Raw genomic sequence first — 23,545 nt, forward strand, 5'->3', positions numbered from 1 at the left:
TGGTCGGCAGTGCTTGGTCCCAGGATTCCTGGGCACAGGATCGTCGGGACCAACCGGCCTTCCATCACCGATCAGCATTGTGAGGACCTCATGGGCTCCGTCATCAAGAAGCGCCGCAAGCGTATGGCGAAGAAGAAGCACCGCAAGCTGCTTCGCAAGACGCGTCACCAGCGTCGCAACAAGAAGTGACGCAGGCCCGCCGACGGCGGGCCGAACGCACCGAGCCCGGACCCCGTACTGGGGTGCCGGGCTCCTTGCGTCTCTGGTGCGGGCCCAGGGCCCGCACCGTCTCCGGGCTCAGTGCCCCTGCAGCCGCCTGCGCACGCTGCGCTGGACCGCTCGCAGCACGAGACCCAGCACCCAGGCGGCCCCCGCCCACGACGCCGTGCGCACGCCCTTCCCGGCGACCCGCTGGCCGCGCCCCCGGAACTCGCGGATGGGCCAGCCGACGTCCTTCGCGTGCCGACGCAGGCGGGTGTCGGGGTTGATCGGGCAGGGGTGGCCGACCGACCGCATCATCGGCAGGTCGTTGAGCGAGTCGCCGTACGCGTAGGACGCCTCGAGGTCCAGGCCCTGGCGCTCGGCCAGCTCACGGACGGCTGCCGCCTTCGTCTCGCCGTGCATGAGGTCGCCCACCAGCGCACCGGTGTAGTAGCCGTCCTCGTGCTCGGCGATCGTGCCCAGGCAGCCGGTCGCTCCCAGGCGGCGAGCGATGAGCCCGCCGATCTCCACCGGGGTCGCGGTGACGAGCCAGACCTGGTCGCCGGCCGCCAGGTGCTCGTCGAGCAGGCGCTTGGTCCCAGGGAAGATGCGCAGCTCCAGGACCGTGTCGTAGACCTCCTCGCCGACGGCGGTGATCTCCGCGACCGACCGGCCGGCGAGGAGCGACAGCGCCCGCGACCGAACCGTCTCGATCTGCGACCGCGACTCGCCGAAGACCAGATACTTCGCCTGGATCCAGGCGAAGCGCAGCAGGTCCGCCGTGCCGAAGAACCGCCGCTGGTACAGCGCCCTGGCCAGGTGGAACGCGCTGGCGCCCCGGATGATGGTGTTGTCCACGTCGAAGAAGGCTGCCGCCGTCGGTCGGACCGGGGGCGCAGCGTGAGACGACATGCCGCCCACTGTAGTAGCGCGGATACGCTGTGCTCGTGAGCAGGCCCTCGATCCGACCCGACATCGCCTCGCGGGTGGTCGTGTACAGCCGGGCGGACTGCCACCTGTGCGACGAAGCGCGGGCGGTGGTCGCGGCGGTGTGCGCCGACGCGGGAGAGACCTGGCAGGAGATCGACATCGATGCCGAGCCCTCCCTGGTGGAGCGGTATGGCGAGTACGTGCCCGTCGTCGAGGTGGACGGCGTGCAGCAGGCATTCTGGCGGGTCGACGCGGCGCGGCTGGCGCGGCGGCTCGCCCGGCCCCCGGGAGGGAAGAAGAAGACGTGATCGAGATCGGTGAGGTGACGGTGCCCGCGGCGACGGTGGCGCGGCTCCCGTTCTACCTGCGCGCGCTGCGCGACCTGACCCGTGAAGGTGTGGAGACGACGTCGTCCTCCGACCTGGCGGAACGTTCAGGCGTGGGGTCGGCGCAGCTGCGCAAGGACCTGTCGTACCTGGGTTCGTTCGGTACACGAGGCGTGGGGTACGACGTCGAGTCGCTGTCGTCGTACATCGCCGCGGCGCTGGGCCTCGGCTCGGAGCACCGGCTGGCGATCGTCGGCGTCGGCAACCTCGGGCACGCCCTGGCCAACTACTCGGGCTATGCGGCCCGAGGGTTCCAGGTCGTGGCGCTGTTCGACGCCGACCCCGCCATCGTCGGCGGGCGGGCAGCCGGGATCGAGGTCGAGCACGTCGACGGGCTCGAGCAGGTCATCGTCGAGCGTCACGTGTCCATGGTGGTGCTGGCGACCCCGGGCCCCCCGGCGCAGGAGATCGCCGAGCGGGTCGTGGCGGCGGGCGTGCGGGAGATCCTCTCGTTCGCCCCGGTGGCGCTGCACCTGCCCGACGACGTCGTCGTGCGCAGCGTGGACGTGGCGGGGGAGTTGCAGATCCTGGCGTTCCATGCGGCGGCGCGGCATGCCAACGGCATCGCCTCCGCGGGGACGGACGGCGTCTCCGCCGGGTAGCGCTCGTTCCGGCTGGGTGACGCTCCGCCGGGTGTCAGGTCCCGTGCACGGTCGCGTTCACGGGCGCTGCGCGCCCTCCACTTCGGGTTTGACGACCGTGCACGGGACCCGACACCCGGCTTCGAGGGTTCCGCCGGCGCTACCGCGCGGGGGCGGGCCGTCAGTTCTGCGAGATCGCCGAGACGTCGAGCGCGATCTTGACCTTGTCACCCACGAGGAAGCCACCGGTCTCGAGCGCGGCGTTCCACGTCAGGCCGAACTCCTGGCGGGAGATCTCGAGCTCGGACTCGAAGCCGGCGCGGTCGTTGCCGAACGGGTCCTTGGCGGTGCCGGCGAACTCGGTGGGGAGCTCGACGGGCTTCGTCACGCCGTTGATGGTGAGGTCGCCGGAGATCACGTAGGCGTCGCCGTCCACGGAGATGCCCTTCGAGGCGAACGACCAGACGGGCTTCTCCTCTGCGTGCCAGAAGTCGGCGCTCTTGAGGTGGCCGTCCCGGTTCTCGTCACCGGTGTTGACCGACGCGGCGTCGAGCTCGGCGGAGACCGAGGTGGACTCGAGGTCGTCGCCCACGGTGATCGTGCCCGCCGTGATGTCGATGGTTCCCCGGACCTTCGAGATGCCCGCGTGGCGGACGGCGAAGGACGCGGTGGAGTGCGCGGCGTCGATGACGTAGGTGCCGGCGGTCAGGCCTGAGGGCAGCGGCGTAGCCATGGGGTTGCTCCTTGTGTTGACGGTTCCGAATCAGTCGTGCGGACGGAGCGACGGCCGCCGACTGGCGACCGAACTCCATCGATACGCATGAACCGGGACCGGCGGCGGACTATTCCCCGACCCGCGAGCCGCGGACGTCGTGACACCGGTCACGACGAGCCTGGGGCGTTCCTGAACCGGACCTGAGGGCGCCCGCGATCTGGGACACTGGGGGCCATGGCCACCACCACCGTCCATCTCCTGCGGCACGGCGAGGTCCACAACCCCGACGGGATCCTGTACGGACGCATCCCCGGGTACCGCCTCTCCGAACGCGGCCAGCGGATGGCCCGGCGCGTCGCGGACCACCTGTCCGACGCCGGCCGGGACGTCGTTGCCGTCGTCGCCAGCCCGCTGCAGCGCGCCCAAGAGACGGCACGGCCGACGGCGTCCGCCTTCGGCGTCGAGCTCGCCACCGACGACCGGCTCATCGAGGCCGGCAACAGCTTCGAGGGAACCACGATCGGCAAGCGCCCCGGTCAGCTCGCGCACCCCCGGTACTGGGCGCGCCTGTGGAACCCGCTGCGCCCGTCGTGGGGCGAGAGCTACGCCGACCAGGTCGCCCGCATGCGCGCCGCCGTGGACGACGCCCGCCGCACCTACGCGGGCCACGAGATCGTGCTGGTCAGCCACCAGCTCCCCGTCTGGGTGACCCGCCGGGCGTTCGAGGGTCGCCGCCTCGCGCACGACCCGCGCCGGCGCGAGTGCGCGCTCGCCTCGCTGACGTCCCTGACGTTCGACGACGACCGGTTCGTCTCGCTGCACTACTCCGAGCCCGCCGGCGACCTGCTCGCGGGTGCCGACCCGGTCCCGGGCGCCTGATGGCCCGCGGTACCGCCCGGCGCCTCGCGCGCGCGGGAGCCCTCTCGGCCGCGCTGGTCGGCGCCGCCGGGCTGCTGGCCGCGTGCGGTGCCGCCGACTCCGGAGCGGGCGACGTCGTCGGGCAGGGATTCGTCTCCGGTGACGGCTCCGTGCAGCAGTGGGAGCCGGACGAGCGCGGCGACGTCGTCGTCGTCGAGGGCACGTCTTTCGAGGGCGACGAGGTCTCCACCGCCGACTGGCTCGGTGACGTCGTCGTGCTCAACACCTGGTACGCGGGGTGCGCCCCCTGCCGCGCCGAGGCGCCCGACCTGGTGGCGCTCGCCGACGACCGCGCGGCCGACGGCGTGCACCTGCTCGGCATCAACACCGAGGACGACGCCGGCACCGCCCTGGCCTTCCAGCGCACCTTCGAGGTCTCCTACCCCTCGATCGAGGACCGCAGCGGCCAGGTCGTGGCCGGACTCTCCGGCGTCGTGCCGCTGCAGGCCGTGCCCTCCACCGTGGTGCTCGACGCCGAGGGCCGGGTGGCCGCGCGCGTCGTCGGCCAGGTCGCAGGGTCGACGCTGGACGGGATCGTCGACGACGTCCTCCGCGACCAGGTCCGGGAGCGCCTGAGTGGGTGAGGCCTTCGCGACGACGGCGGTGAGCGGCTCCCTGCTGCTCGCGGTCCTGGTCGCGCTGCTGGCCGGTCTGGTCTCCTTCGCCTCGCCGTGCGTGCTTCCGCTGGTACCGGGCTACGTGGGCTACGTCGGTGGGCTGGCGGCCGCGAACGCCGGCCCCGCGGGCGGCGCGACGGGCGATGTCGAAGGCGGCGCGGGGAGCCGGACGGTGACGGCACCGGTGCGGGCGCCGGGCCGCGGTCGCGTGGTGACCGGCGTCGCGTTGTTCGTGCTCGGGTTCACGGCGGTGTTCGTGGCTCTCATGGCGGCCGCCGGTGCCGTCGGCTCCTACCTGGTGCGCTACGAGGACGTCCTGGTCCGGGTGCTCGGGCTCGTCGTCGTCCTCATGGGCGTGGCGTTCCTCGGCGGCATCGGGTTCCTGCAGCGCGAGCGCCGGCTGCACGTCAGCCCGCGGGCAGGGCTGTGGGGGGCGCCGCTGCTGGGCGTCGTCTTCGGGCTCGGGTGGACGCCGTGCCTCGGCCCGACGCTCGCCGCGGTGCAGGCCCTCGCGCTGAACGAGGCGTCCGCCGGGCGCGGCGTCGTCCTCGGGATCGCCTACTGCGTCGGGCTCGGCGTGCCGTTCCTCCTGGTGGCGCTCGGCCTGCAGTCCTCTCAGCGCATGCTCGGGTTCCTGCGCCGGCACCGGCTGGTGATCATGCGCTGCGGCGGCGGCCTGCTGGTGCTGATCGGACTGACGATGGTGACCGGCCTGTGGGGCTCGCTGACGAGCACCCTGCAGAGCTGGATCAGCGGATACACGACGGTGGTGTGATGAGCGGACGGACCTACCGCCCCGAGGGCATCGCGGACGAGTTCACCCAGGGTGTCCGCGGGGGCGAGAACCAGGACGGGACGACGCCGTCGTCCGGGACCCCGGCGCCGACCACCCCGCAGGTACCGTGGATCGGCTGGCGCGGCATGCTGCGCTGGACCTGGCGCCAGCTCACGAGCATGCGCGTGGCCCTCATGCTGCTCATGCTGCTCGCGGTGGCAGCCGTGCCCGGATCGATCCTGCCGCAGCGCGGCCAGGACCCGGCGGCCGTCGTGGAGTACCTCGGCGAGCACCCCACGACGGGGGAGTGGCTCGACCGGTTCGGTTTCTTCGAGGTCTACTCGTCGGCGTGGTTCTCGGCGATCTACCTGCTGCTGTTCGTCTCGTTGGTCGGCTGCATCGTGCCGCGCACGATCGCGCACGCGCGGGCGCTGCGCAACCGGCCGCCACGCACCCCCGTGCGCTTCGCCCGGTTCCCCGCACGGGCGTCCGGGACGACGTCGGCCACGCCCCAGGAGGTGACCGCCGCCGCCGAGGCGCACCTGCGTGGTGGGCGGCGGTGGTTGCCGACGTTCCGCGTCGACACCGGCGACGGCACCGTGGCGGCCGAGCGCGGCTACCTGCGCGAGACCGGCAACCTGCTGTTCCACCTCGCGCTGCTCGGGCTGGTCGTCGCGGTCGGTGTCGGGCAGCTGATGCACTACCGCGGCCAGGCGATCATCACCGAGGGCCGCGGGTTCGCGAACGCCGTCGTCGACTACGACACGTTCGAGAGCGGGGCCTGGTTCCAGCCCGAGTCGCTGGTGCCGTTCTCGATGACGCTGGACTCGTTCACCTCCGAGTTCGCCACCGATGCCGTGGCGTTCGCCCAGTCGCGTGACTTCACGGCGTCCGTCACGGTGACCGAGCCGGACGGCTCGGCGTCCGCCGAGACGATCAAGGTCAACCACCCGCTCGTGATCGACGGCTCCAAGGTCTACCTGCAGGGCAACGGCTACGCGCCGGACCTCCTGGTGCACGACGCCGAGGGTGAGGTCGCGTTCTCCGGTCGTGTGCCGTTCCTGCCGGAGGACCAGGTGTACACCTCGCGCGGTGTGGTGAAGGTGCCGGACGTCTCGGCAGGGCTCGACCAGGTGGGCCTCATCGGCTACTTCCTGCCCACGGCCGTCATCGACGAGGACGGCTCGGCCCGATCGGTGTTCCCGCTGCCGGAGAGCCCCCTGCTCGTGCTGGAGGTCTACCGGGGCGACCTCGGCCTGGACGACGGTGTGCCCCAGAACGTCTACCGGCTCGACACCGCGAACCTCACGCCGTCGCTCGACGCCGACGGCGAACGCGTGAAGCTCCTGCTCGAGCCGGGCGACACCGTCGACCTGCCGGACGGTCTCGGGACGGTGACGCTCGGCGAGGAGGTTCCGCGGTTCGTCGCCCTCGACCTGCGACACGACCCGTCGCTCGCCTGGGTGCTGACGTTCTCGCTGATGGCCCTCGTCGGGCTCACCGGCTCGCTGTTCCTGCCGCGCCGCCGGGTCTGGGTGCGATCATGGACGCACGACGGCGTCACGCACGTCGAGGTCGCCGGCCTCGCCCGTGGCGACGACGTCGGCCTGCAGCCCGAGGTGGACCGCACCCTGGCGGCGGTCCCGGGCCTCAGCCCCGACCCCGCTGAACCCACCCCTGATCCCGCTCCGACGCACGAGACCAAGGAAGGCTGACCATGGAGATCGCCGAGCTGAGCGACCTGCTCGTCTGGGCCGCGGCGACCGCGCTCGCGGTCGCGATGATCGCGTTCGCCGTCGACCTGGGTCGGCGGACCGACGAGCGCGTCGAGGTCAAGGCTCAGGAGCGCGTGGCCGCCGGGTCGGTGACGACCACGGCAGGTGCGGACGCGCCCGCGCCTGTCGCGGGCACCGACGGCGTGGCCGAGCCCCGCCGTCGGGCGGCCGGCATCGCGATGTCCACCACGTGGCTCGGCACCGCGATGCTGCTGGTGGCGATCGTCCTGCGCGGCCTGGCCGCGGGCCGGGCGCCCTGGGCCAACATGTACGAGTTCACGATGGTCGGGTCGTTCATCGCGCTCGTCGTGTTCCTCCTGCTGAACCTGCGTCGTGACGTCCGCTTCCTGGGGGCGTTCGTCACCGGTCTGGTGACCCTGTTCCTCGTGGTGGGGCTGAACTCCTTCCACGTCGCGGCCACGGGCGTGCAGCCGGCGCTGCAGAACTACTGGCTCGTGCTGCACGTCGGCGTGGCCATCGCGGCGACCGGCATCTTCACCGTCTCGTTCGTCATGTCGGCGCTGCAGCTGCTGCGCGACTCACGGGACGCCGGGTCGCCCTTCCTCACCCGGCCCGGGTTCCACTGGCTGGACCGGACCCCGGCCCCGGCGGCCCTGGAGTCGATGTCGTTCCGCCTCAACGCCGTCGGTTTCGTGCTGTGGACCTTCACCCTCATCGGCGGCGCGATCTGGGCCGAGGACGCCTGGGGCCGGTACTGGGGCTGGGACCCCAAGGAGGTCTGGAGCTTCGTCATCTGGGTCGTGTACGCGGCCTACCTGCACGCGCGCACCACGCGCGGCTGGTCGGGGCGCCGGGCCGCGTGGTTCGTCGTCGTCGGCTACGCCTGCGTGCTGTTCAACTTCACCGGTGTGAACCTGATCTTCAACGGCAAGCACTCGTACTCCGGCCTCAGCTGACGCCACATCGGCTCCGCGAGGTAGCGCACGGTCCGGTCAGGTAGCACAAGGCGGCGCGACGTAGCGCAGTCGGCAACGTCGCAGAGCGCTTTTTCTCGGTCGCGGAGCGCCTTCTCACGTTCGGGGAGCGCTACCTCGCGGGGAGTTGCGCTACCTCGCGTTCGTGGAGCGCTACCTCACGGGGAGTTGCGCTACTTCGGCGGGTCGCCCTCGCCGCGCTCCCGGCGCTCCTGGCGACGCTTCTCCTGCTCGAGCCGCCACAGGAAGTCCGGGTCGTCGTCGGGCGCGACCGGTCCGGACGGTCGACGCGGGCCTCGTCCCGGGCGCGCGCCCCGGCCGCCGGAACCGCCCCGGCGGCGGGACTGCTTCATGGCGATCCAGGTGATCGGGCCGAAGATCGGCAGCAGCACGATGATCACGACCCACAGCCACTTGGGCAGACCACCGCGATCTTCCTCCTCGGACCCGGACAGGTCGGAGAGGCTGTAGACCAACAGGCCGACGACGACGAGGCCCACCAGGACGCGGAACATCCCCCCAGCCTAGTTCTCCCCGTGCCGGTGGCCGAATCGCCGGGGTCTGCCCTGGGCAGGGAGCGGTCGTATCCTGGACCGGTGCCTCTCGTGACCTACACCGTGCTCCGCCTCCTGCTCCTCGCTGCCGCGATCGGCGTCGGGTACGCAGCCGGGCTGCGGAGCTGGCTGTTGCTGCTCGTGGCCATCGTGGTGGCGTTCGCGGTGTCGTACCTCGTGCTCGCGAGGCAGAAGGACGCGGCCGCGCTGTGGCTCGCCGAGCGGGCGGAACGCCGCCGGTCCGGCGACGAAGGGCTGGGCAAGGTCATCGACGAGGACGCCGCCGCGGAGGACTCCGCCTTCGGGACAGACGGCGAGCGGTAGCGCGCCTGTCAGAGCGCCAGGCCCAGACCCAGCAGCACCCCGTAGGCGAGCTCGAACATCCCGGTGCCGGCGAGCACCGGCACCAGCGCTCGGCCCCGTGCACCGGCGAGCACCGGGATCACCAGCAGCACGGTGGGCAGCAGCAGCACGGCGACGAGGAAGGCCCACGGGTTCCATGCCGCGCAGGCGAGGCCCAGGAGCACCGGCAGCACGACCCACAGGGCGTACAGGCGCCGCGCACGGTGGTCGCCGACCCGGACCGCCAGCGTCCGCTTGCCGGCCACCACGTCGGTGGGGATGTCACGGACGTTGTTGACCATGAGCAGGGCGCAGGCGATCAGCCCCACCCCGACGGCGCCCAGCACCGCAGGCCAGGTGATCCGGTCCGCCTGGGTGTAGGTGGTTCCGAGGGTGGCCACGAGGCCGAAGAACACGAACACCCCGACCTCACCGAGGCCCGCGTAGCCGTATGGCCGCTTGCCGCCGGTGTAGTACCAGCCGGCGAGCATGCACGCCGCACCGACGGCGATCAGCCACCAGTGCCCGCTGACGGCGCACAGCGCCAGCCCGAGCACGCCGCTGACGCCGAAGGCACCGAGTGCCGCGGACCGCACACGCCGCGCGGGGACCACGCCGGACGCCGTGAGCCGCAACGGACCCACGCGGTCCAGGTCGGTGCCGCGCACGCCGTCGGAGTAGTCGTTGGCGTAGTTCACCCCGACCTGCAGCGCGAGCGCGACGCCGAAAGCCAGCACGGCCGGCAGCCACGCGAACCCGTCGACCTGCGCGGCGGCGCCGGAGCCGATGATGACGGGGGCGGCGGCGGCGGGCAGGGTGCGGGGACGTGCTCCGGCGACCCACTCGGCCGTGGTGGCCATGCGTGCTCCTCTCAGTCGCGCGCCACGTCGGCGCGCACCAGGTCGACGATGGCCCCGCGGTCGACCTTGCCGGGCCCTCGCAGCGGCAGGTTCTCCACCCGCAGGATGCGGCGGGGCGCAGCGGCCGGGCCGAGTCTAGCCGCGACGGCGGACCGAGCCCGTGCCAGATCCTCCTGCGCGAGCTCACCGGGCGGCGTCCCGGCGACGACCGCCACGAGCACCTGGCCCCACTCCGCGTCGGGCACGCCGACGGCGCACACCTCCGCCCCCAACAGCTCGCCGAGCAGCGCCTCCACGGCAGCGGGAGCCACGTTCACCCCGCCGGTGACCACCACCTCGTCGGCGCGGCCGGTCACCCGGAGCACGCCGTCGGTCAGCGTGCCGAGGTCGCTGGTGCGGAACCACCGGCCGTCCGCGTCGTCGACGAACGCTGCCGCCGTGGCACCGTCGTCGGCGAGGTAGCCCGAGGCCAGCACCGGGCCGCCCAGCTCGACCACCCCGTCGACGACCCGGACCCGCACACCGGGCAGCGGTACGCCGTCGTAGACGCACCCGCCGGCCGTCTCGGACATCCCGTAGGTGCGCACCACCGGGACCCCGGCGTCCCGTGCGCGCGTGAGCAGCCGCGGCGGGGTGGCGGCACCTCCGAGCAGCACGGCTCCGCACCGGCCGAGCGCCTCGAGCGCGGTCGGTGCGCCGCCGTCGGCCGCCTCGACCACGCGGTGCAGCTGGGTGGGCACCAGCGAGACGTGCACCGGGTCGTCGCCCCTGAGGGGCTCGTCCAGCAGGTGGGCCAGGCCGCCCGGCGTGAAGGGGCCCTCGACGGCGGCCGTGAGCGGGGTGCCGGCCAGCAGGGAGCGCACGATCACCTGCATCCCCGCGACGTGCGAGGGTGGCAGCGTCAGCACCCACCGGCCCGGCGAGCCGAGCCGGGCCCGGGTCGCGGCGGCGGAGGCACGCAGCGCGGCACCGGTCAGGGCGACCTCGCGCGGCGTCCCCGTCGAGCCGGAGGTGCGCACCACCAGCGCGGTGCCCGACGGCGGTGCCTGGGTCGCCAGGCGCGGCAGCGGGGCGACGGGTGGGCCGCCGTCGAGCGCACGGCGCATGCCGTCCACGAGCGTGGCGAGGTCGGGGGTGCTCACGGGCTCACGATAGGCCGCGCGGGGCGGCATGCCGTGCCCGGCAACGAGTACGGGGCGACCGTACAGTGGGGCCACCCGGTGGGGACGAGGAGGTGCCCATGCGTCTCAGGAGCGCCGCGTCCGTGGCGCTGGCGGCGTCGCTGGTGCTCGCGGTCGCCGCCTGCGAGGTGACGCCCGACCCGCAGAGCGCCCCGCGCGTCACGGTCGCGCCCGACGTGTCGCGTGCCAAGACCGCCCCGCCCGCCGTCGTCGTGCCGGAGCCTGAGCCGGAACCGGAGCCCGAGCCGGCGCGCTGGCCGCTCACCGGGGTCGAGACCGGGACCAAGAAGGTCCCCGAGCGGCCCGCCGTCGCGGTCAAGATCGAGAACTCCGCCGCGTCCCGGCCGCACACCGGCCTGCACCAGGCGGACATCGTGTGGGAGCAGGTGGTCGAGGGCGGCGTCAGCCGGTTCGTCGCGGTGTACCACTCGACCTACCCGCGGGAGGTCGGCCCCGTGCGGTCGGTCCGCCCGATGGACCCGGCCACGGTGGCCCCGCTGCAGGGGATCCTCGCCGCGTCCGGCGGGCAACCGCCGTTCCTGCGGGCCGTGGAGAAGACAGGGACGCAGCTGCTCACCCACGACGACGGCGACCGCGGGTTCTGGCGCAGCGGCGCGCGCGCCGCGCCGCACAACGTCTACGGGAACGTGAAGTCCTTCGCGCGCCAGGCCGACAGGAAGCGCGCCGAACCACCGCCCGCCCAGTTCGCGTACGCCGCGAAGCGCAAGGACGCCACCGCCCGCAGCGAGGGGAAGAAGGGGCGCACGGCGGACGTCCGGCTCTCGCCGGCGCAGCGCACCACCTGGAGCTGGGGCAAGGGCTCCTACCGGCGCAGCGACAACGGCCGGGCCTCGATGTCGTCGGGGAACCGTGTCACGGCGCGCAACGTGCTGCTGCTGCGGGTCGACGTGACGAGCACGAGCTACCGCGACCCGACCGGCGCGCCGGTGCCCAAGGCGGAGCTGGTCGGGCGAGGCCGGGGCGTGCTCCTCGGCGGCGGCAAGGCGGTCACCGTCACGTGGTCCAAGAAACGGCCCAAGGCACCGCTGCGGCTCAGCCTTCCCGGGGGCGGCGACGTGCTCCTCGAGCCCGGGAACACCTGGGTCGAGCTGGTGCCGCAGGGGTCCGGCTCGTGGGACGTGTCGTGACGTAAGGTGTGCGCCAGCACACACCTCGGAGGACAGATGACCGCTCGGTTCACGCGGCCGGCAGCGGCCGGCACGCTCGCCGTCGTCGCCCTCCTCCTCGTGGCCTGCAGCGGTGGTGCGGAGCCGGCACCGACGACGACGGTCCCGGCTCCCGTCGACGGTGCGTCGAAGACGTCACCGCCGGAACCCGACGTGGCCACGGTGTGGCCGCTGACCGGGGTCGCCACCACCGAGGTCGCCGACCGCCCGGCGCTCGCGATCAAGATCGAGAACTCGCGCGAGGCGCGGCCGCAGACCGGCCTGGAAGCTGCCGACATGGTGTGGGAGGAGGTCGTCGAGGGTGGCATCACGCGCTATGTCGCCGTCTACCACTCGACGGTCCCCGACGCCGTCGAACCCGTGCGCTCGGTGCGGCCCATGGACCCGGCGATCGTCGCGCCGCTGGACGGGATCCTCGCCTACTCGGGCGCCCAGCCGCCGTTCATCGCCGCGGTGAACGCCAGCGGGACGCAGTCGGTGATCATGGATGCCGGTGACGCGGGCTTCCGGCGGAACCCGGCCCGGCCGGCGCCGCACAACGTGATCGGCGACCCGGCGGCGTTCCTGGCGCAGGACGACGGCGAGCGGACCGTCCCCCCGCCGCCGCAGTTCGTCTTCGCCGACCGGCCGGGACGGAGCACCGCCGCGGCCGACGGCGACCCGGCGTCGTCGCTGGAGGTCGTCATGTCGCGGATGCAGACCACCGGCTGGCAGTGGGACGAGGACTCGGGGACGTGGCTGCGCAGAGAGGGCACCAGCCCGTCGATGTCGACCTCCGGGGAGCAGCACGCGGCGACCAACGTCGTCGTGCTCGAGGTCGAGGTCGTCGCCACCTCCTACCGGGACTCCTCCGGGGCGGCGGTGCCCGAGGCCCAGCTCGTCGACTCCTCCGGGAGCGGCCTGGTGGCCAGCGGCGGGAGCACGCTCGAGGTGGAGTGGTCCAAGGGCGGGCTCGCCGACCCCGTGGAGCTCACGGCCGGCGGCGAGCCCGTCGAGCTGGAGCCGGGCAGCACGTGGATCGAGCTGCTGCCGCGGGCCACCGGCTCGTTCACCGTCTCCGAGCAGTCACCGAGCTAACGCGGGTCAGTAGGCGTACGGGAAACCGGACCAGTCGGGGTCGCGCTTGGCCAGGAACGCGTCCCGGCCCTCGACGGCCTCGTCGGTCATGTAGGCCAGGCGGGTCGCCTCCCCGGCGAAGACCTGCTGGCCCATCAGGCCGTCGTCGGCCAGGTTGAACGCGAACTTGAGCATGCGGACGGCCTGCGGCGACTTGGTGGCGATCGTCGCGGCGTACTCCAGCGCCAGGTTCTCGAGCTCGGCGTGGTCGGCGACCTCGTTCACCGCGCCCCAGCGCTCGGCGTCCTCGGCGGAGTACTCGCGGGCGAGGAAGAAGATCTCCCGGGCGCGCTTCTGCCCGACCTGGCGCGCGAGGTACGCCGAGCCGTAGCCGCCGTCGAACGAGCCGACGTTCGCGTCGGTCTGCTTGAAGCGCGCGTGCTCACGACTGGCGATCGACAGGTCCGCCACCACGTGCAAGGAGTGTCCGCCGCCCGCGGCCCAGCCGTTGACGACGGCGATCACCACCTTGGGCATCGTGCGGATCAGCCGCTGCACCTCCAGGATGTGCAGCCGCCCGGCACGGGCCGGGTCGATGCTGTCGGCGGTGTCGGCTCCCTCGACGGGGCGGCCGGCGTCGTCGGCCGTCGTGTACTGGTACCCGGAGCGCCCGCGGATGCGCTGGTCACCGCCGGAGCAGAACGCCCACCCGCCGTCCTTGGGCGACGGCCCGTTGCCGGTGAGCAGCACGGTCCCCACGTCGCCGGTCATCCGGGCATGGTCGAGCACCCGGAAGAGCTCGTCGACGGTGTGCGGGCGGAACGCGTTGCGCACCTCGGGCCGGTCGAAGGCGACCCGCACCACCGGCAGGTCGCGCACGGCCTGGGTGCCGTCGTCGTCCGTGGTGCGCTCCACCCCGCGGTGGTAGGTCAGGTCCGTCAGGTCGTCGAACCCGGCGACGGTGCGCCAGCGGGTGGGGTCGAAGGTCTCGGAGGCGGGTGCGGGGAGGTCGCTGTTGCTCACGCGGCCAGCGTAGTGCGGGCCACGACGCCCCCGGGCACCCGGCGTCCGCTCACAGGTGGATGGTCACGTCGCCCTCGTCGCGCAGCGTGGACACGACCTCGTCGACCGCCGCGCTCTGCTGCTCGCTGACCGCCTGCTGGGCGAGCTCGTCGCGGACGTCCTCGAAGGGCGGGATCTCAGACCCCGCGGCGTCCTCGCCACCCTGGGCCTCCATCTGCTCGACGATGGTGTCGTACTGGTCACGCAGCTCGTCCTCGGTCGGTTCCGCGATGTCCGCCTGGGCCTCGATGTAGGCGCTGACCTGGAACTGCGATGCCGCGTCCGAGCGCACCTCGTCCTCCGAGACGCCCTGCTCACCGAGTGCGGCGATCACCTCGTCGGCGGACTGCATCCCGTTCTGCGCTGCCACGTCCTCGAGCGTGGCCTGGATGTCCTCCTCGGTGACCTCGATGTCGGCCTGCGCCGCCGCCTGCGTCAGCAGCCGGTTGTTCACCAGCTGTTCGACGACCTGCTGCTTGAGGGCATCCTGGTCGATCTCTTCTCCGGTGCTCTGCTGGGACATCACCACCTGCTGCAGCTGGCTCTGGTAGCTGCTGACGAACTCCTCGCGCTCGAGGTTCTCGCCGTTGACCTCGGCGACGACGTCGGGCACGTCATCCAGGTCGGCCTCCGGCAGGTCGGTGCCGGTGCCCGGCTGGGGGGCGTCCTCGGCGCTCGGGCTGGACTCGGCGTTCTCGCCGTCGGTCTCGGACGTGCAGCCGGCGAGCGCGACGACCGCGGCCACGGAGAGCGCGACGAGCGGGCGCTTGATCGACATGGTCACTCCTCATGATGGATGCTGGTCGGCGACCGTAAACACATGAACCTGGGAGCGGGCGGCTCCGTGTTCAGGTCGCGTTCAGGAACGGACGCAGGTCGTCCCTCGGGTCACCGAGTTCTTGCAGAGCGTGCTGATCATCCGCGCGCGTCGCTCGCAGGATCTGCACACACGGGGCGCACCATGGAGTCATGAACACGACGCCACTTCGAGATGCCGAGGTCGCCGACCTGGACGAGGTCGTCGACGAGCTCATCGCCTACGACGCCGCGGCCCTGCGCCGGGCGACCACCGCGACGCAGGCCGTCCCGGTCGTGACAGTCCGACCCCCGGGCACCTGGTCGTACGGCAGGGTCCCCGACGAGTTCATCGACTGACGCGGCGCCGGAGCGAGCGGGCGACCTACCCTGAGGTCGTGTCCGCCACACCCTCCGCGACGAGTCGGCGCAGGTTCGCCTGGTCGATCCCCCTGCGCACCCGCTTCCGTCACCTCGAGGTCCGCGACGGCGTGCTGCTGCGCGGCGAGGCCGGGTGGGGCGAGCTCAGCCCGTTCTGGGAGTACGACGACGTCGAGTCGGCCACGTGGCTGCGGGCGGCCCGGGAGGCCGCCGACCTCCCGTTCCCCACGCCCGTCCGGGACCGTGTCCCGGTGAACGTCACCGTGCCGGCCGTCGGGCCGGAGCGGGCGCGGGAGATCGTGCTGGCCTCCGGCGGCTGCCGGACGGCCAAGGTCAAGGTCGCCCAGCGCACCGGCGGCACGGTCGAGCCCGTCGATGCCGAGATCGCCCGCGTCGAGGCGGTCCGTGCCGCGTTCGACGACGCGGGTCTCCCCGACGCCGCGATCCGCGTCGACGCCAACGGAGCCTGGACCCTCGACGACGCGCTGCGGCGCATCCCCCTGCTGGACGGCGCCGCCCGTGGTCTGGAGTACGTCGAGCAGCCGTGCGCCACGGTCCGCGAGCTCGCCGCGGTGCGCCGCGGGGTGGACGTCCCGGTGGCCGCCGACGAGTCCATCCGCCGTGCCGCCGACCCGCTGCGCGTCGTCCGCGAGGAGGCGGCCGACGTCGTGGTGCTCAAGGTGCAGCCCCTCGGCGGGGTCCGTGCCTGCCTGGACCTGGCCGAGCGGGTCGGCCTGCCGGTGGTCGTGTCGTCGGCACTGGAGTCCTCCGTGGGTCTGGCGGCGGGGGTGGCGCTCGCCGCCGCCCTGCCCGAGCTGCCGCACGCCTGCGGCCTGGCGACCGCGCAGCTTCTGGTGCGTGACGTCACCGGCACGCCGCTGCTGCCTGTCGACGGCGCGCTGCCGGTCCGGCGGGTCGCTCCGGACGAGGCGGCCCTGCCGGCGGTCACGGCGCCGCCGGAGCTGCGGGACCGGTGGTTCGCGCGCCACGACCGGCTCGAGGCCCTGCTGGCCGCGGGGCGTGCCGCGTGACCGCCGCAGCGCCGTCGGGCAGCGCGAGCCCCGCTGTCGAGGCCGCCCGCGCGCTCGTCGCGGACCTGGTCGCCCAGGGCGTGCGCGACGCGGTCCTCGCGCCCGGGTCGCGTTCCGCGCCGCTCGCCTACGCGCTCGCCGAGGCCGACGCGCGCGGTGACCTCGTGCTGCACGTGCGCATCGACGAGCGTGCGGCCGGCTTCCTGGCGCTCGGACTGTCGCGCGGATCCGCCCTCGGTGCCGGCCCGGACGCGGACGACGGCGGCATGACGGCCGCGCTGCGCCCCGTCGTGGTCGCCACGACGTCGGGCACCGCCGTGGCGAACCTGCATCCCGCGGTGCTGGAGGCGCACCACTCCGGTCTGCCCCTGGTGCTGCTCACCGCCGACCGACCGCACGAGCTGCGGGGGACCGGTGCCTCGCAGACCACCGACCAGGTGGGGATCTTCGGTGCGGCGGTGCGGGCCGCCGTCGACGTGCCGGCGCCCGACGGCCGCGACGGCGAGGTGCGGGACCTGCTCGCCACCGCGCGGCGGGCGCTCGCTGCGGCCCGCGGACTGCGCGACCGGTACCCCGGCCCGGTCCACCTCAACCTGGCCTACCGTGACCCGCTGCACCCTGCGGGAGGCGCGCCCGCGCCCGATCTCCCGGACCCCGGCGAGCTCGGCCGGGGAGTGGAGGTCGTGGCGTCCGCACGCGGCGTCGGCGCCGACCCGGCGCTGCCCGGCGACCCGTCGCGCACGGTCGTCGTGGCGGGCGACGGCGCGGGACCGGCCGCCGGCCGGCTCGCCGCGGCCCAGGGCTGGCCACTGCTCGCCGAGCCGTCCGCCGCGGCGGGGGGCGGGCCTCTCGCCGTGGCCGCCTACCGGTCCGTGCTCGGCGTGGACGGGCTGGCCGACGACGTCCAGCACGTCGTCGTCCTGGGGCACCCGACCCTCTCGCGGCCCGTGCAGCGGCTGCTCGCCCGACCTGACGTCGCGGTCACCGTCGTCGCGCCGGGCGGCGGTCCGTGGCCCGACGCCGCCCGCAACGCGACCCGCGTGGTCGACGCCCTCGACGAGCGGTGGTTCGAGCCGGCTGACTCTCCGGAACAGGGCGACGGGTGGGCGTTCCGGGCGCGGTGGCGCGCGGCGAGCGACGCCGCGGCCGTTGTCGTCGACTCCGTGACGTCCGACGACGCCGTGCGGGAGGGGCTGCTCACCTCCCGGTACGCGGCGCTCGCGGTGGCTCGCGCCGTGGTCGCCGTCAGCGGCCCCGACGACATCCTGGTGGTGGGGGCGTCGAACCCTGTGCGTGACCTCGACCTGGTGCTCGGGCTGGGGGCCGGACCGGCGCCGCTCGTCCTGGCCAACCGCGGGCTGGCGGGGATCGACGGGACGCTGTCCACCGCCTCGGGCGTCGCCGTCGCCGCGGCCCGCCGAGGCCGACGCACCCGGGCGCTGGTCGGGGACCTGACGTTCCTGCACGACGTGGGCGGGCTGTTGCGCGGGCCGGGCGAGCCGGCCGTCGACCTGGACGTGGTCGTGGTGAACGACGACGGCGGCTCGATCTTCGCGACCCTGGAGCACGGCGCGCTCGCGGAGACCGGTCCGGTGGCCTCGGCGACGTTCGAGCGGGTGTTCGGTACACCGCACGGCGCCAGCCTCGCCCAGCTCTGCACGGGGTACGGGGTCGACCACCAGCTCGTCGAGGACGTCTCGTCGCTCCGGCACGCCCTGGCCGTGCCGTCGCACGGGGTGCGGGTGGTCGAGGTGCGGGTGTCGCGGGCCACGCGACTCGCGGAGTCCCGAGAGCTCGCCGACCGCATCCACGCCGAGGTAGCGCAGATCCTGGCGAGGTAGCGCAAGGCGGCGCGAGGTAGCGCGGGCGCTGAGGTGCGGCGACGTCGATTGCCAGGGAGCTCACAGGTTCGCCCAAGGGGTGCTCCAGGATCCCGGTGTTGCCTAGGGGCAGGACAACGAGGAGAGAGCCCATGAGCACCGACCACACGTCGCCGCAGCAGCCGTCGCACGGGGAGCACCCGGTAGAGCAGCCCACCGAGCCGCAGCAGCCGCCGTTCCACCCCCCGGCGGACCCGCGGCCGACGCCGTACGGGTCGGGCACGCCGTCGTCGTACCAGCCGGTCTACCAGCCGGAACACCAGCAGGCGTACGACCAGCAGCCGCAGGTGTCAGGTGCTCAGCACCCGCAGGCGCCGGCCACGCGTCAGCGTTCGGTGTGGGTCCCAGTGGTGGCCGCCGCAGCAGGTGCTGCCGTCCTGGCCAGCGGAGCGACGTACGCGCTCACCGGCCTGCTGGGCGACGACGGTGCGTCCTCGCTCGCGGAGGTCGCGGCACCCGAGCAGAGCGCCGCCGCCCCCGTCGCGAGCTCCAGCAACCAGAACCCCGACTGGCAGGCCGTCACCGCCGCCGTCGCGCCGTCGGTCGTCGCGATCCAGGTCTCCGGCCAGTCCGGCGGGTCGGAGGGCTCTGGTGTCATCCTCGACGCCGAGGGGCACGTCCTGACGAACAACCACGTGGTCTCCGGTGCCTCCGAGGGTGCCGTCCAGGTCACGTTGAGCGACGGCCGGCTGTACGACGCGACCATCGTGGGCACCGACCCGACGACAGACCTCGCCGTCGTGCAGCTCGACGATGCCCCCGGCGACCTGGAACCCGCCACGTTCGGTGACTCCGACGCCGTGCAGGTCGGTGACTCGGTGCTCGCGGTCGGCAACCCGCTCGGCCTGGCGAACACCGCCACGACCGGCATCGTCTCCGCCCTGGACCGGCCGGTGGCCGCGTCGGGCGAGAGCTCGAACGAGGTCGTCGTGACCAACGCGATCCAGATCGACGCCGCGATCAACCCGGGCAACTCCGGTGGTCCGCTGTTCGACGCCCAGGGCCGGGTCGTGGGCATCACCTCGTCGATCGCGACGCTCTCGGGCGGCACCAACCAGTCCGGTTCGATCGGTCTCGGGTTCGCGATCCCGGTGAACCTCGCGACGGGCGTCGCCGGCCAGCTCATCGAGGACGGCACCGCCGAGCACGCGTTCCTGGGCGTCTCGCTCGGCGACGCGACCGCGACCGCCGACGGCGTCACCCGCCGCGGTGCGGAGATCGGTGAGATCACCGAGGGCTCGCCCGCTGCCGAGGCAGGTCTGCGGTCCGGTGACGTGATCGTGGCCATCGACGACGACGCGGTCAACGGTGCGGAGTCGCTCACCGCCTACGTGCGAGAGCGTGCCGCCGGGGAGCAGGCGACGATCACCTACGTCCGCGACGGCCAGACGCAGACCGCGGAGGTCACCTTCGCCGTGCGTGAGACGGCGGACTCCGGCTCGCAGGGCTCGGGCCAGCCCGGCTCCGGTGAGCCGGGCCAGCGTGGCTCGGGCCAGGAGAACCAGGGGTCCGGCGACGACGGTTCCGGCCAGGGTGGCTCGTCCTCCGACCCGACGCGACCCGACAACATCCCCGGCTGGCTCCACGAGCTCTTCGGCGGCTGACCCCCTGGACACCCGCGGTGGCACGGCGTCCCCCCCTCGTCAGCCGCCGCCGCGGGAAGTCGGTCGGGCCGCCTCACCTCGATCCGATCGGCAATCCGCGGCCGGTTCGGCACCACTGCGTGCCGAACCGGCCGCGTCGTGCCGAACAGATGCCGGGTTGTGGGGGTGCGGGCTGGGCTCGGCTCAGAGGGCGCCGAGCGCCCAGGACATCGGCACCAGCTTCGCCTCGGACTCGGCCAGCTCGGCCTGCGGGTCGGAGGCGGCCACGATCCCGCAACCGGCGAACAGCCGGACGTGGCGCGGGTCGTCGCCGAGCTCCGCGGAGCGCAGGGCGATGCCCCACTCCCCGTCGCCGTCGGCCCCGACCCAGCCCACCGGCCCCGCGTAGCGGGAGCGGTCCATCCCCTCGATCTCCCGGATGAGCTCGCGGGCGGCCACCGTCGGGGTGCCGCACACCGCGGCCGAGGGGTGCAGCGCTGCCGCGAGGGTCAGGGAGCTGGCCCGCGTGCCCGGGTCGAGCACCGCCGTGACGTCCGAGGCCAGGTGCATGACGTTGGGCAGGTGCAGCACGAACGGGGCGTCCGGGACGTTCATCGAGGAGCAGAACGGCTCCAGGGCGTGCGCCACGGAGCTCACCGCGAACTCGTGCTCCTCCAGGTCTTTGGACGACCGGGCGAGCTGGGCGGCGTGCAGCAGGGCGTCGTCGTCGCTCATGCCGGCCTCGCGGCGGATGGTGCCCGCCAGCACGCGAGAGGTCACGAGCCCCTTCTCGCTGCGGACGAGCAGCTCGGGGGTGGCGCCCACCATCCCGGCCACCGAGAAGGTCCAGCAGGAGGAGTAGCCCGCGGCGAGCCGGCCGAGCACCCAGCGGGGATCCACGGGGCGTTCGGTGGTGGCGAGCACCTCGCGGGCCAGCACGACCTTCTCGAGCTCACCTGCCTGGATCCGCTCCACCCCCTCGGCGACGACGGCGGGCCAGTCGCGAGCGGCCACGGCACCGTCGGCGAGGGTCACTCGGCCCGGTGCGGTGACCGGGGTGCGGACCGTCCGGGAGAGCGCCTCGGGACCCGGGGCGTCGAGCTGGTCGGCAGGGGCGATCGTCGTCATCCACGACACGTCGCCGCGCCGCCCGACGACGACGCGGGGCACGACGAGCGAGCCCTCCGGACGGGCGCCGTCGAAGTGGTCGCCGGTGCCGCCGTCGTCGAACGCGAACGTGCCGAAGGCGACGGGGCCGGTGCCGGGCAGGCCGACCTCGTCGCGGACGACGGCGCGAGCGAGCGTCGCGCGCCACGCTGCCTCGGCATCGGCGAACCGGCCGGGACCGAAGGTGTCGAGCCGCAGGGCCTCGCCCCAGCCGACGATCCCGTCGCCGCGGCGTACCCAGGTCAGGGGGGCGGCGTCGGGGAGGAGGTCGACCAGTGCCGTGAGGTCCGCCGGCAGCGGGTCGATGAGGGTGGTGCGCACGACGAGCGGCTGGGGCTCGGGGGTGAGCGGGCGGCTGCCGGAGGACGCGCCCGACGGCGGGACCGGCGCCGGGTGGGGCGTGGCGGACATCGCGCCCAGGATACGCCGCGCCGGTGGGTGTCGCCGTCGTGGCAGGCACGGCGCACGCCCGTCCACGGCGCCGCCGGTTGCCGCCCCGTGGCCGTGCGATGGCTCGCAGATGGCTTCGTGGCCCGCGGTGACGCCTGGCGTGCGGTTGGGTGAACGTCCTCCGAAGCCCGGCGTCCGAAACGGACATAGCAGTACATTTCGGTACCCCCACCTTCCTAGACTCCCCACTGGCCGACCGGCCGACCTTTCCCCGAGCGTGAAGCGGACACCGTCGTGACCACCCTCGTACCGACTCAGGACCCACCTTCCCGGGACCTCACTGCCGGGCCGCCGCCACCGCCCCGCCCCGTTGCCGCCGGACCACGCGGGCGTGGCGTGCTCGGTGCTCGCCGACGCCGTCGTGCGCTGTGGTGGGCGCTGCTCCTGGCCGGCCCCAACCTCCTGCTGCTGGTGACCTTCACCTACCGACCGCTCCTGGAGAGCCTCTACCTGTCGACCCTGCAGTGGAACCTCGGGTCCCCCGACGCGCGGTTCGTCGGGCTCGGCAACTACGCGGAGTGGTTCACCGCTCCGACCACTGGACGGATCGTGACGACCACGCTGGTCTTCACCGTCGCGACGGTGGGCGGCGCGCTCGTCCTCGGCCTGGCCCTGGCGCTGCTGCTCGACCGCAAGGTGGCCGGGCGGTCCGTCGCCCGCACGGTCGCGTTCGCCCCCTACGTGCTCTCCGGGTTCGCCGTGGGGATCCTGTGGCTGTTCATCTTCGACCCCCGCTACGGGCTGCTGCAGGAGGTCCTCGGCTGGGTCGGCGTCGCCTCGCCACAGTGGTACAGCGACCGGCCCTGGCCATTGGTGATGGTCATCGTGGTCTACCTGTGGAAGAACCTCGGCTACGTGGCCCTCATCTACCTGGCCGGCCTGCAGGCCGTGCCCCAGGACCTGCGGGACGCTGCCGCGCTCGACGGCGCCGGCCGGGTACGCACGCTGCGCTCGATCGTGCTACCGCTGCTGACGCCCACCACGTTCTTCCTGCTGGTGACCATGCTGCTGGCCTCGATGCAGACCTTCGACATCATCAAGGCGATGACCCAGGGAGGACCGCTGGGATCCACCACGACGCTGATGTACGCGATCTACGAGGAGAGCTTCGTCAACGGCAGGGCCGGCTACGCGTCCGCCGTCGCGACCGTGCTCTTCATCACCCTGCTCGCCGTCACCGCCGTGCAGATGCGGTACGTCCAGCGAAAGGTCCACTACGTATGACCACCACGAGAACTGTGCCCGCACCCACGGTCGGCGTGGCGCGTCGCGCCGGCCGCGGGCGACCCCACCTGGCCACGGCCGCCGCGTTGCTGGTAGCCACCGTCGTCCTGGGCGCTCCGCTGGTGTGGATGGTCCTGGCGAGCTTCAAGACGCCCGGCGAGCTGTACCAGGTCCCCCTGCAGTGGCTGCCCGGGCAGCTCGACCTCGCCAACTATGCGCAGGCGGCGAGCACCATCCCGCTGGGCAGGCTGCTCGCGAACAGCATCGGGCTGACGATCGCCGGCGCCGGGCTCAAGGTGGCGCTCGGTCTGTGCTGCGCCTATGCCCTCGTCTTCCTCGACTTCCCGTTCAAGAAGCTCGCCTTCGCACTGGTCATCGCCACCCTGATGGTCCCGCCGCAGATCACGATCATCCCGAACTACACCTTCGTGGCGAGCCTGGGATGGCTCAACACCTACCAGGGCATCCTCGTCCCGGGACTGGCCAGCGCCTTCGGGACCTTCCTGTTCCGCCAGCACTTCCTCACGCTGCCGCGCTCGGTCCTGGAGGCTGCGGAGCTCGACGGCGCAGGTCACTGGAGCAAGCTGTGGCGGTTCGTGGTCCCGATGAGCACCCCGACGCTGGCCGCGGTGGCCCTCGTGTCGGTGGTGACCGAGTGGAACGACTACCTGTGGCCGTTCCTCGTCGTGGACGACCCGGCCAAGATGACTCTCCCGGTGGGCCTCACCCTGCTGCAGAGCGTCGACGGCATGACCAACTGGGGCGTGCTGCTCGCCGCGACGGTGGTCGTCACGCTGCCGATCCTCCTGGTGTTCCTCGTCCTGCAGCGTCGGCTCGTCGCCGGGCTCACCGCGGGGGCCGTCACCGGCTGACGCGCCGGAGCCCTCCACCACCTCCTGACCGCCGTCGGCGGGACAGGTGACCGAGCGCGCCCCGGCGCGCCAGCAAACGCACCGTCC

Annotated in this window: 25 protein-coding genes; 17 read left to right on the forward strand and 8 right to left on the reverse strand. The window is 73.3% G+C overall.

From position 1 onward, the window contains the following. The first annotated feature begins 90 nt into the window (after positions 1-90). Positions 91-189 (forward strand): 30S ribosomal protein bS22, encoded by a 99-nt coding sequence (locus PZC42_RS03005; protein ID WP_003792170.1) that lies wholly within the window; start codon positions 91-93, stop codon positions 187-189. 108 nt (positions 190-297) lie between these two features. Here the strand turns inward: PZC42_RS03005 and PZC42_RS03010 are convergent, their stop codons facing one another. Then, a complete protein-coding gene (locus tag PZC42_RS03010; protein ID WP_277208240.1) occupies positions 298-1,113 on the reverse strand; it encodes an HAD family hydrolase in 816 nt (271 codons plus the stop codon). A 35-nt stretch (positions 1,114-1,148) separates the two neighbouring features. Between PZC42_RS03010 and PZC42_RS03015 the strand changes: the two genes are divergently transcribed. Continuing rightward, positions 1,149-1,439, forward strand: a complete 291-nt coding sequence (locus tag PZC42_RS03015) for a glutaredoxin family protein (protein ID WP_277208243.1) — start codon at positions 1,149-1,151, stop codon at positions 1,437-1,439. Continuing rightward, positions 1,436-2,119 (forward strand): redox-sensing transcriptional repressor Rex, encoded by a 684-nt coding sequence (locus tag PZC42_RS03020; RefSeq protein WP_277208245.1) that lies wholly within the window; start codon positions 1,436-1,438, stop codon positions 2,117-2,119. The genes PZC42_RS03015 and PZC42_RS03020 overlap by 4 nt, the downstream gene beginning before the upstream one ends. Before the next feature lie 160 nt (positions 2,120-2,279). Here the strand turns inward: PZC42_RS03020 and PZC42_RS03025 are convergent, their stop codons facing one another. Then, positions 2,280-2,831, reverse strand: coding sequence for a YceI family protein (locus tag PZC42_RS03025; RefSeq protein WP_277208247.1), 552 nt, complete (start codon positions 2,829-2,831; stop codon positions 2,280-2,282). Between the two features lie 216 nt (positions 2,832-3,047). Here PZC42_RS03025 and PZC42_RS03030 point away from each other — a divergent pair, with 216 nt between their 5' ends. From PZC42_RS03030 to ccsB, 5 genes are read left to right on the forward strand one after another with little or no spacing between them, the layout of a single operon-like run. Next, complete coding sequence (locus PZC42_RS03030) at positions 3,048-3,692, forward strand: histidine phosphatase family protein (RefSeq protein ID WP_277208249.1); 645 nt, start codon at positions 3,048-3,050, stop codon at positions 3,690-3,692. Then, positions 3,692-4,315: a TlpA family protein disulfide reductase gene (locus tag PZC42_RS03035; protein WP_277208251.1), complete on the forward strand. Its 624-nt coding sequence runs from the start codon at positions 3,692-3,694 to the stop codon at positions 4,313-4,315. Before PZC42_RS03030 ends, PZC42_RS03035 begins: the two co-directional genes overlap by 1 nt. Next, positions 4,308-5,123: a cytochrome c biogenesis CcdA family protein gene (locus PZC42_RS03040; protein WP_277208253.1), complete on the forward strand. Its 816-nt coding sequence runs from the start codon at positions 4,308-4,310 to the stop codon at positions 5,121-5,123. Before PZC42_RS03035 ends, PZC42_RS03040 begins: the two co-directional genes overlap by 8 nt. Next, on the forward strand, positions 5,123-6,838 hold the full coding sequence (resB, locus tag PZC42_RS03045; RefSeq protein ID WP_277208257.1) for a cytochrome c biogenesis protein ResB: 1,716 nt from the start codon (positions 5,123-5,125) through the stop codon (positions 6,836-6,838). The genes PZC42_RS03040 and resB overlap by 1 nt, the downstream gene beginning before the upstream one ends. 2 nt (positions 6,839-6,840) lie before the next feature. Then, a complete protein-coding gene (ccsB, locus tag PZC42_RS03050) occupies positions 6,841-7,815 on the forward strand; it encodes a c-type cytochrome biogenesis protein CcsB (RefSeq protein WP_277208259.1) in 975 nt (324 codons plus the stop codon). Positions 7,816-8,006: 191 nt separating this feature from the next. Here ccsB and PZC42_RS03055 read toward each other — a convergent pair whose 3' ends face one another. Further along, positions 8,007-8,348: a PLD nuclease N-terminal domain-containing protein gene (locus PZC42_RS03055; protein WP_277208260.1), complete on the reverse strand. Its 342-nt coding sequence runs from the start codon at positions 8,346-8,348 to the stop codon at positions 8,007-8,009. Positions 8,349-8,429: 81 nt separating this feature from the next. Here PZC42_RS03055 and PZC42_RS03060 point away from each other — a divergent pair, with 81 nt between their 5' ends. Further along, a complete protein-coding gene (locus PZC42_RS03060; protein ID WP_277208261.1) occupies positions 8,430-8,711 on the forward strand; it encodes a DUF4229 domain-containing protein in 282 nt (93 codons plus the stop codon). An 8-nt stretch (positions 8,712-8,719) separates the two neighbouring features. Here PZC42_RS03060 and PZC42_RS03065 read toward each other — a convergent pair whose 3' ends face one another. Both PZC42_RS03065 and PZC42_RS03070 read right to left on the reverse strand, forming a co-directional pair. Beyond that, positions 8,720-9,589 (reverse strand): 1,4-dihydroxy-2-naphthoate polyprenyltransferase, encoded by an 870-nt coding sequence (locus PZC42_RS03065; RefSeq protein WP_277208263.1) that lies wholly within the window; start codon positions 9,587-9,589, stop codon positions 8,720-8,722. Positions 9,590-9,600: 11 nt separating this feature from the next. Then, a complete protein-coding gene (locus PZC42_RS03070) occupies positions 9,601-10,731 on the reverse strand; it encodes an AMP-binding protein (protein WP_277208265.1) in 1,131 nt (376 codons plus the stop codon). A gap of 98 nt (positions 10,732-10,829) precedes the next feature. Here PZC42_RS03070 and PZC42_RS03075 point away from each other — a divergent pair, with 98 nt between their 5' ends. Both PZC42_RS03075 and PZC42_RS03080 read left to right on the forward strand, forming a co-directional pair. Beyond that, positions 10,830-11,918: a DUF3048 domain-containing protein gene (locus PZC42_RS03075; protein ID WP_277208267.1), complete on the forward strand. Its 1,089-nt coding sequence runs from the start codon at positions 10,830-10,832 to the stop codon at positions 11,916-11,918. Between the two features lie 36 nt (positions 11,919-11,954). After that, positions 11,955-13,034, forward strand: a complete 1,080-nt coding sequence (locus PZC42_RS03080; protein ID WP_277208269.1) for a DUF3048 domain-containing protein — start codon at positions 11,955-11,957, stop codon at positions 13,032-13,034. A 6-nt stretch (positions 13,035-13,040) separates the two neighbouring features. Here PZC42_RS03080 and PZC42_RS03085 read toward each other — a convergent pair whose 3' ends face one another. After that, on the reverse strand, positions 13,041-14,036 hold the full coding sequence (locus PZC42_RS03085; RefSeq protein ID WP_277208271.1) for a 1,4-dihydroxy-2-naphthoyl-CoA synthase: 996 nt from the start codon (positions 14,034-14,036) through the stop codon (positions 13,041-13,043). Between the two features lie 49 nt (positions 14,037-14,085). After that, entirely contained in the window at positions 14,086-14,853 is a 768-nt protein-coding gene (locus PZC42_RS03090; protein WP_277208273.1) for a SurA N-terminal domain-containing protein, read from the reverse strand. Between the two features lie 191 nt (positions 14,854-15,044). Here PZC42_RS03090 and PZC42_RS03095 point away from each other — a divergent pair, with 191 nt between their 5' ends. From PZC42_RS03095 to PZC42_RS03110, 4 genes are all read left to right on the forward strand, one after another. Continuing rightward, positions 15,045-15,230 (forward strand): hypothetical protein, encoded by a 186-nt coding sequence (locus tag PZC42_RS03095; protein ID WP_277208275.1) that lies wholly within the window; start codon positions 15,045-15,047, stop codon positions 15,228-15,230. Between the two features lie 38 nt (positions 15,231-15,268). Further along, positions 15,269-16,282 (forward strand): o-succinylbenzoate synthase, encoded by a 1,014-nt coding sequence (locus PZC42_RS03100; protein WP_277208278.1) that lies wholly within the window; start codon positions 15,269-15,271, stop codon positions 16,280-16,282. After that, positions 16,279-18,123, forward strand: a complete 1,845-nt coding sequence (menD, locus tag PZC42_RS03105; protein ID WP_277208280.1) for a 2-succinyl-5-enolpyruvyl-6-hydroxy-3-cyclohexene-1-carboxylic-acid synthase — start codon at positions 16,279-16,281, stop codon at positions 18,121-18,123. Before PZC42_RS03100 ends, menD begins: the two co-directional genes overlap by 4 nt. Positions 18,124-18,254: 131 nt before the next feature. Next, the gene (locus tag PZC42_RS03110) at positions 18,255-19,766 is read left to right on the forward strand and encodes a trypsin-like peptidase domain-containing protein (protein ID WP_277208281.1); all 1,512 of its coding nucleotides are present in this window, start codon (positions 18,255-18,257) and stop codon (positions 19,764-19,766) included. 183 nt (positions 19,767-19,949) lie between these two features. Here the strand turns inward: PZC42_RS03110 and PZC42_RS03115 are convergent, their stop codons facing one another. Continuing rightward, a complete protein-coding gene (locus PZC42_RS03115) occupies positions 19,950-21,323 on the reverse strand; it encodes an isochorismate synthase (protein ID WP_277208285.1) in 1,374 nt (457 codons plus the stop codon). A 273-nt stretch (positions 21,324-21,596) separates the two neighbouring features. On the opposite strand from PZC42_RS03115, the gene PZC42_RS03120 reads away from it, so the two are divergent. Together PZC42_RS03120 and PZC42_RS03125 are read left to right on the forward strand one after the other, a co-directional pair. Further along, positions 21,597-22,586 (forward strand): carbohydrate ABC transporter permease, encoded by a 990-nt coding sequence (locus tag PZC42_RS03120; RefSeq protein WP_438802893.1) that lies wholly within the window; start codon positions 21,597-21,599, stop codon positions 22,584-22,586. Continuing rightward, positions 22,583-23,458: a carbohydrate ABC transporter permease gene (locus PZC42_RS03125; RefSeq protein WP_277208287.1), complete on the forward strand. Its 876-nt coding sequence runs from the start codon at positions 22,583-22,585 to the stop codon at positions 23,456-23,458. Before PZC42_RS03120 ends, PZC42_RS03125 begins: the two co-directional genes overlap by 4 nt. The last annotated feature ends 87 nt before the right edge of the window (positions 23,459-23,545 follow it).

It is taken from the genome of Isoptericola croceus (assembly GCF_029382255.1).
Classification (GTDB): Bacteria; Actinomycetota; Actinomycetes; order Actinomycetales; family Cellulomonadaceae; genus Isoptericola; species Isoptericola croceus.